Genomic DNA, 8,643 nt, shown 5'->3' with positions numbered 1-8,643 from the left:
CGCCACGGGGGCTTTATGCAATCAGAACGAGTAGCCGATCTGAGCGAGCAGTTGCGGGTTTTCCTGGCGTGTATCGCTTTGCGCTTCGCCGCCGGAGTGGCGCCATGCGACCGTTGCGTCGAACGACAGCTGGCCGTATTGAGCGCGCAAGCCGACACCGCCGCCGGAGATGCTGCGGGTGTTTTCCTCATCGGCCCACTCGTTGTGGTTGATGCGCACCTTGCCGGCGTCCCAGAACAGGTAAGGCGTGAGCTTGTCGATCGGGTAGCGAAGCTCGATCTGGGTCAGCATGCCTTCGTCGCCCGAGCCTTCGCTTTGTGGATAAGCGCGTACGCCATCGATGCCGCCGAGGCTGAAATCTTCGGAGGAGTCGAGGTTGTCGTTGCTCCACTGGCCGAGGAAACGGGCGAAGAGCGTGAAATTGGCTGGCAGCGCCTGCAGCCGGGCGAGATCGACGTTCACTTTGCTGAAGTCACCCTCGGTCTGGGCGGTCTGACGGTCGCCTTCGCGTAGCGCCGAATCGAGCTTCAGGTCACCGTAGGTCAGCGTCGCGCCGCCGTAGGTGATGCCGCCGCCGAACAAAGTGTCCCTGACATCAAACTGCAAGCTGATGGGCAGCGAGTGGCTGCTTTTTTCAAAGCTCAGGCCGAGCACTTCGTATTTGTCTTCAAGGTCCTTGTGTTGGTACTGCCCGGCCAGCATGAGGTTCGCCTGGTTGCTGCGAATGAGCGGATAGCTCAAGCCGATGCTGCTGACCTCGGCGGTACCGGTCGCCCCCAGGTCGGCGAATTCGGCGCCCAGGTCGTAAGAGCTCTGGGCGTAACCGACGTTACCACGCAGGCCGGACGTACCCAGTGGCATCGAGTAGCCGAGGCTGCCGAAATACAGTTCTTCATCGGTCGCCATCACGGCGGCGCTGAGCTTGTCGCCGAGCATCAGCGGGCTGTTCCAGTCGCCTTGCACCGTCAGGCGATTGCGCCCCGAATAGCGATTGCCGTGGTTGTCCAGCGTGGCCTTGCCCTCGAAGGTCTCGGTTTTACTTACCTGGGCATTGAGGTCGCCGGTACCGAGCTCATCACCCGGACGGATGACCGGGCGCACCGCCACGCCCGGCAGGTCGGACAGGACCAGAATGCTGCGTTCCAGGCGGTCACGCTCGATCACGTCGCCCGGCTTCAAGTCGCCCAGGAAAGGCTGCGCCTGCTCGGCGAGTTTCGCATCGTCGTTGACAGCGGTGACTTTGCCATAACGGCCTTCGATCACTGCGATGGTCAGCTCGCCGTTGGCCATCCGTTGTGCCGGCAAATAGGCACGTGCAAACGGGTAGCCGTTCTCGCGATAGTAAAGCGTGACCTGCCGGGCGATTTCCCGCAATTCGTCCAGATCGTGAGCCTTACCGACGGCTGGGGCGACGACGCGTTGCAGGCTGGCCTCGTCGATGCGGGTGTTATCGGTGAAGCGCACCGCGTTGAGCTGGACTTTGGCACCGCCGACTTTTTCCTGCGCCGGTTGCGGTGCTTCTACATCCAGGCGAATGCTTTGCGGCAGCTCCTGCTGCGGAATCGGCAGCTCCTGCAGGATCCGGCCGGCGTCGGGGATCGGGCGTGCCGGGAGGGTCGCCGCCCAGGCCGGGGAAGTGGACAACAACGCCAGACCGGCGGCGCAGGACATCAGTTTGTTATGCATTGGATCAATCTCGAATAATTCGGCTTGCCTGAGCCCATGACCACGTCCGGGGGACGCGGCCAATGGGCTCCTTCAAATGGAAAATGGACGTCAGGGGATCAAGGACGCATGGCCAGACCTGGACCTGGCAAGCGCACGCCGCCACGGACGACGAACACGGTCTGCGGCGGATAGGCCGCACACGCGCCGCCGGCGGATACCCCGCCGTCGGAGCAGACGTTCCCGGCCAGTTCCCGCTCGCTGTCGGCGTCCTCGGCCTGGGCGGCCGAAACGCCGTCGCCCGCATTGCCGTTCGCCCGAGTACCGCCCTGGTCCACCAGCAGGAGACCGCCGTCCTCGACGCCGTAGTCAGACCAGTCAGCCGGTTTCGGCTGGGCCGGATCGAGCTCCGGGGCGTGCGGCGAGTTCTGCTGCGCGCCAACGCGGGTTGCATCGGCGACGCTCTGCCGGACGGCCTCATAGTCAATGGATGAGGTCACGGTGAGGTTGGCGTTGGCCGGGTTGCTGACGATCAGGTAACCCAGGTCAGCCAGCCCACCGATGTTGATCAGGTGCGAGCCCGGGCCCGACGTCCCCACCGAGTACAGCGGGTTGCCCAGCATCTGCTTGGTGTCGCCGTTCCAGAGCCCGTTGGCGTCATAACCGCCGATACCGCCGCCGTCGAAGGTGGTGCTGCCGTCGAACGCCTTGGTCTGGGTGGTCGCACCGTTGGTTGAAACCACCAGGGCCGGTTGCTCGCGGTACACGGCATGCACGCCGCTGTTGCCCAGCGCCCTGCCGAAGTTGCTCTGCTGCTCGTCGCTGTTGTAGCGGAAATTGCCGCTGCCACTGCCGACCATATCGACCATTCGGGTACTGCCGGCGAGGCTGCCGGTGTAGATCACTGCCCGACCACCGGCGCCGGTAGACACGGTCACGCCGGCACCAGCCTTCACGTCACCGCCGGCGGCCACGCCAGCCGAAGCCGATTGACCGGCGTTGAGCACGATCGCATCGGAGGCATTGCTGGTGGTGCTGACGTTCTCGGCCAGGGTAATGTTGCCGGTCGTCGTTACGACTTGGACCTTGCCCGTGTTGCCGATGCCGACGATCTGATCCAGCTGGGTGCCGTCCAGTGCCGTCTCGGTCAACCTGCCGACGGTGACGTCGCTGCGGTTGACGAAACTGACGTCCTTCGCGCGGCTGGCGATATCGCCGACCCAGTTGCTGGCATTGCGCAGCTCGAAATCACCACCCTTGAGGGCCAGGCCGTCGGCGGTGATGTTGCCGTTGGCATCCTGGGTGGTCTTGCCAGCGACGTTGAGGAAAACGTTGCCGCTGGTGGCCAGCCCTTCGTTGATTGCCAGATCGCCTTGGGTGCCGATGCTCACGTCGCCGCTGTTGTTGACGCCGGTGGTGGTCTTGACCACGTTGCCGTTGCCATCGGTTTCAGTCAGCGTGCCGACCTTGAGGTTGCCGGTGTTGTTGAACGCGACCTTGCCCGCCTCGCTGGCGATGTCACCGACCACGTTGCCGTTGTTGCGCAACTCGAAATCGCCACCGCTGAGGGCCAAACCGTCGGCAGTGATGTTGCCGTTGCCGTCCTGAGTGGTCTTGCCGCCGATGTTGAGGAACACGTTGCCGCTGGTCGCCAGCCCTTCGTTGATCGCCAGATCACCTTGGGTGCCGATGCTCACGTCGCCGCTGTTGTTCACGCCAGTCGTGGTCTTGACCACGTTGCCGCTGCCATCGGTTTCAGTCAGCGTGCCGACCTTGAGGTTGCCGGTGTTGTTGAACGCGACCTTGCCAGCCTCGCTGGCAATATCGCCGACCACGTTGCCGTTGTTGCGCAACTCGAAGTCGCCACCGTTGAGGGCCAAACCGTCGGCAGTGATGTTGCCGTTGCCGTCCTGAGTGGTTTTGCCAGCGACATCGAGGAACACGTTGCCGCTGGTGGCGAGCCCTTCGTTGATTGCCAGATTGCCTTGGGTGCCAATGCTCACGTCACCCGTGTTGTTCACGCCGGTGAGGCTGGTCTGCGTGCCGTCGGCATGGGTCGCGGTCAGCGTGCCCACCTTGAGGTCGCCGCTGTTGTTGAAGCGGACTTTGCCCGCCTCGCTGGCGATATCGCCGATCACGTTGCCCGAATTGTTCAGCGCGTAGTTGCCGCCCAGCAGCACCAGGCCACTGGCATCCAGCTTGGCCCCGACGTCGCCGGCCTGGGTGGTGTTGCCCCCTACTTCCAGGGTGATGATGTCGTCGGCACGGGTTTCGCCATTGTTAGCGTCGTCCCGTGGGCCGTTTTCGATGGTGATGCCTTTGGCCAGCGTCAGGTCGTGATCGGTTTTCAGGGTGACCGCCTCATCGGCGGTGATCCCCACGGTACCGTCCACGATGCCCACCGTCAGGTCGCCGTTGCCAGCGAATTTCAGGCTGCCGACATCGGCGGCGATGACACTCACGTCATGCCCGCCCTTGCCCAGGTTGAAATCACCTTCGCCGCGCAAGGCCAGTTCGTCTGCGGTAATGGTCGCGCCAGTTGCCTGGGCCGCGCCTTTGCCTGCGTCGACGCTCAGGGTCAGGCCCTTGCCGGTGGTGCCGTCTTCATCGCTGCCTTCGGGATCCTTGAGGGTCAGATTGCCCAGCAGGTCCAGGACGCCGTTGGCGACCAGGGCCAGGTCGTCCTTGAAGGTCGCGCCCTCGTCGTCGACGGTGATGTTGCGCGTCTTGTCGTTACCGATGACGACCTTGTCGAAGCCATCCTGGATGTTCGCCAGGTCGGCGTCGGACAGCACCAGCGGATCGTTTGGCCCGGTCACTTCCGGATCGTCGCTGCCGCCAAGGTGGATATCCAGGCCAACGGTCTTCTGCTGCAGGATGAGGCTGCCGCCACCGGCGACGCTCGCGGCGAGATCGATTTCGTCGGCGCTCAGGCTCGTATCGCCCTGGGTGACCAAGGCCTGGCCGACGGTGAGGGTGTCGGAGACAAGGTTCAAGTCGCCGGTCTGGGTCATGCCGGCAACCGGTACGCCTTGCGGGTTTGCCGGAGTCTGGCTGTCGGGAATGGTCACCACGCCAACGGTCAGGTCATCGACATCGGCAAAGCTGACCGTGCCGGTGTTGCTGGCGATGGTGTTGACGTCGTTGCCGGCGTTGTCCAGGTCATGGACGGCACCGTTACCCAACAGCACCAGGCCATCGGCAATAATGGTACCGCCAGCGCTCTGGTCGATCCTGCCGCCATTGCTTTGCAACGCCAGCACCGGAGCCGGTTTGTTGTCGTCGTTACCGGTGCCCGGTGCATCCGCCACGGTCAGTTGGTCATTGATGTGGATGTTGCCGGTACCGGCATCGAGGATCAGGCTGTCGTTGAAGCGGGTTTGCTCGATGACGTTGATGTCACCGGTCATGTCCGCGCCACCGATCTTGACGGAGGTAAACCCGTCGCCCAAGGCGCCGATGTCGGTGCCGGTCAGTTCCAACGCACCGGGGGCATCGCCGGTGCTGCCGCCCACGGCAATGTTCTTGCTCGGGGTGTTGGTCTCCAAGGCGATGCTGCCGTTGCCAGTGACGCTGCCAACGCCACCGTTGAAGTTGATATCGTCCGCCTTGATGGCCAGGTTGTTGTCGGTGCTGTTGAGGCTGCCGTTGAACGTGATCGAACTGCCCTGCAGGCCCTTGCTGCCCGAGGTGTTGGTCTTGATGTTGTCGACGTACAGCGAGCCGCCGACCTGCTTGCCGGCGGTCTGGTCGAAGCTGCCGGAAACGAAGACGAACTTGTAGGTGCCGGCCTTGTCAGCAGTCGCCGTATGGCTTTGCCAATTGACCGCGCCGGTACCGTTACCCGTTTCGTTCAGGATGATCTGGTATTCGCCGGTGTTGACGTTCAACAGATAACCGAAGACATCGTAGGTGTCGCCGCCCGCGACCGGTTTGTAATCAAAACTGACCGCTTCCCCTGCCGCCAGCGAAACCGTGCCCTCGCTCACGACCGAAGGGCCGCGCATGATGCAACCGGCGGGCGCGTTGAGGCAGTTGGAATTGTTCTCGGTACCCAGCAACAGCGCTGCGCCGCCGTCCTTGCCCTGGCCAGCGGCGGCGACCGGTGTGAGCGGTTTGTAGTTCATGTCGCCCTGGTCGCCAGGCGAAACACTCGGCGCATTGCCGTTGGTTGGCGAGGTAGTCGGGAGCGTCGGGTCATCCGGCGATACCACGCCTTCCACCACGGTGACGCCGGTGAAGAACTGGGCGATGGAGGTCTTCCAGCCGACCAGGCCGTTCTCGAAGTCGGCGTTCAGGAACTGCGAAGTGCCCAGCTCGACGGCGCCGGTGTAGACCTGCTCGCCGCTGGTGAAGACTTTTGCGCCGTTGATGTAGGTTTTGCCAGCGCCACTGGTGGTCGCATACAGCGAGCCCAGCGCGCTGTTACCGCCAACCATGTCGCTGAAGATGATCGAACCTGAACCGGCATCGACGCGCAGTTGGCGGTTGTTGGCTACCGCGTCGGAGTCCACTACGCCGGCAAACACGACATTGCCGCCGTTGCTTTTCAGGCTCACATCGGTGTTGAGCGCGACTTTGCCGTTGAGGATCAACGCGAGGCTGTTGCCATTGCCGGCGCCACTGGCGTCGATGTCACCGTTGAGGAAAATATTGCCGAAGACGTAGCGGCCCGTTCCGCCGTCGTTGTGCCCGGACTGCAAGGTCAGCGTCCGCTCGCCGCTGATGCTCGTCGGAGTGTAGTCGCCATTCCAGTGGATGCTGTTGTCAGCCTTGATCGCCACGTCGGTGCCGCCGGCCAGGGCCGTATCGATCGCATTGAAGCCAACCGTGGCTTCTGTGCCGTTGGCGCCGCCGGTCAGCCCTCCGTTACCCGGCCCCACCGTGACGCTGTCCGGGTCGAGCAACCACAAGCCGCCCTTGCCGTTTTTAGCCGAAGCATCGGCCGCCTTGCTCACCGCCAGCTTCGCACCGCTGGTCTCGATCTTGCCGCCGTCGCCGCCCTTGGCGCCGCCGGTGGCTTTCAGGGTGCCGTCCACGCGGGTCACGCTGCCCGGTTTCTTGACATCCGACCAGGCCACCACGGTACCGCCCTTGCCGTTTTCAGTGGCCGATGCGTCGAGCACGGCACCCGCGGCGATGGTGGTCTGGCTGGCCTGCTTGATCGACGGGTCCTTGCCTTGCCAGCTGCCGCCCACATTGATTTCGCCGCCACCCTTGGCACCGGTGGCGTCGAGCTCGGCGCCTGCCTTGATTGTTACGCGCTCGCCGGTCACGACGATCTTGCCGCCCTTGGCGGTGTCGGAGGACACATCGATACGCCCAGCGACTTGCACATCGCCATGGTCGCCCATCAGCGTGACCAGGCCGTTTTCACCGATATCCAGGGAACGCGCTTCGATCAACCCGGTGTTGTTGATGACGGTGCTTGCGAGGGTTTCCGCCGCACGGGCGGTCAGCAGGATGCGGCCGGCATCAGCACGAATGGCGCCGCCGTTTTCGATCAACGCTTGAAGCGCGCCCTCTTTCACTTCCAGTTGCACCGGCCCGCCCAGGTCGAGCGTTACGACGCTGCCGGCGCCCAGCAGCACATTACCCTTGTGCGCGGTGATGTTGCCTTCGTTGACGATTTTTGCGGCGATCAGGGCAACGGTGCCGCCTTGCGCTGCATTGATGTTGCCCTGGTTGACCACCGACGCGGCGCTGTTGCCACTGAAACGGTAGTTGCCAGCGAGAAAATCTTCGGTGCTCAAGTTGAGCGTGGAGGCCACCAGGCCACCCACATCAACCTGTGCGCCAGGGGTAAACAGTACGCCGTTGGGGTTGACCAGGAACACCTGGCCGTTGGCTTTCAGCGCGCCCTGGATCACCGACACGTCCGAGCCCAGCACACGGTTCAAGGCGACCGACGCCTTGCCAGGCTGGACGAATTCGACGGTGTTGCCTTTGCCGACGGAAAAGCCCTGCCAGTCAATCGCGAGCTTGTCGCTGCCCTGGTGAATGGCCATGTTGTTGCCATTGTGCTGAATGCTGCCGTTACCCGCCACGATGTTGCCGCCGGTGGGCAACGCTCCCGCCGCCGCTACCGAGGCGAAAAGACCGCCGCCCACGCCGATGACGAGGCTGAGCGAGGTACGGCTTTTGTCCTTGCCGTGGCTCTTGACCAACTCGGATGCCACCTGCCATGCGCCCATCACGGCATTCCAGACGACTCGGTAAACTCTGTTCATTTTTGTTCACTCATCCTTAATACGGCGGGCCGTGCCATGACGACCAGGCGGTTCGCTGTCGACAAATCAAATGGAAAAAACGCATCCGGGCGGATTGCGGCTCGCAACATCCCACAGTGCTTCTCGCCATCATGTCCGCCACGCGGAGGCCGCTCCTTTGCTGGAGCGCCCAAGGCTTTTGAATGAGGGGACGGGATAAAGATTTTTCTGCGATGGGTGGGCTGCTGGTCGCCTCGTCGCGGGCGACCTATGCTGAGTCGGTCGAATTCCTACTGGCGGGCCGTAATGATCCAATGCAAACGCGCCTATGAAATACCCAGCGCAGAAGACGGCGTGCGGGTGCTGGTCGACCGGCTGTGGCCGCGCAACTGTCGCAAGGACGCGTTGGCAATTGCTGAGTGGCTGCCGGAGGTGGGGCCTTCCCATGAGTTGCGCAAGGCGTTCAAGACGGGAGCGGTTACGTTGGCCGAGTTCAGGGTGGCCTATCGGCGAGAGCTGGCGGCGCGACCGGAGCATTGGTGGAAGTTGGTGGATGTCGCGCGGGGCGGGACGCTTACCCTGGTGTATGCGGCCAAATCGACCACTGAGAATAATGCGGTGGTGTTGGCGCAGTGGCTGGAGGATGAAGTGGAGAAGCGGGCGGATTCGAGTTCGCCGGTTTGTTATCTGGGAGAGTTTCCGGAGTTTTGAGTGGGATGGGTTGGGGCTGCTGCGCAGCCCAGCGGGAGCAAGCTCCCTCGCCACGGGG

The 8,643-nt window shown here is 63.3% G+C and carries 3 protein-coding genes; 1 reads left to right on the top strand and 2 read right to left on the bottom strand.

Annotated elements, in window-relative coordinates:
- Positions 1–21: 21 nt before the first annotated feature.
- Positions 22–1,686, bottom strand: coding sequence for a ShlB/FhaC/HecB family hemolysin secretion/activation protein (locus tag ACE04F_RS11035; protein ID WP_486106624.1), 1,665 nt, complete (start codon positions 1,684–1,686; stop codon positions 22–24).
- Between the two features lie 98 nt (positions 1,687–1,784).
- Entirely contained in the window at positions 1,785–7,895 is a 6,111-nt protein-coding gene (locus tag ACE04F_RS11030; protein ID WP_486106622.1) for a two-partner secretion domain-containing protein, read from the bottom strand.
- 285 nt (positions 7,896–8,180) lie between these two features.
- Here ACE04F_RS11030 and ACE04F_RS11025 point away from each other — a divergent pair, with 285 nt between their 5' ends.
- Complete coding sequence (locus ACE04F_RS11025) at positions 8,181–8,585, top strand: DUF488 domain-containing protein (protein WP_486106620.1); 405 nt, start codon at positions 8,181–8,183, stop codon at positions 8,583–8,585.
- The last annotated feature ends 58 nt before the right edge of the window (positions 8,586–8,643 follow it).

The sequence above is a fragment of the Pseudomonas sp. AGC41 genome (genome assembly GCF_057334555.1).
This window is presented reverse-complemented; position numbering and strand designations above follow the sequence as displayed.

Bases quoted from the DNA above. Each gene is read 5' to 3' on its own strand.
- ACE04F_RS11035 (WP_486106624.1), bottom strand. From the start codon at position 1,686: ATGCATAACAAACTGATGTCCTGCGCCGCCGGTCTGGCGTTGTTGTCC.
- ACE04F_RS11030 (WP_486106622.1), bottom strand. From the start codon at position 7,895: ATGAACAGAGTTTACCGAGTCGTCTGGAATGCCGTGATGGGCGCATGG.
- ACE04F_RS11025 (WP_486106620.1), top strand. From the start codon at position 8,181: ATGATCCAATGCAAACGCGCCTATGAAATACCCAGCGCAGAAGACGGC.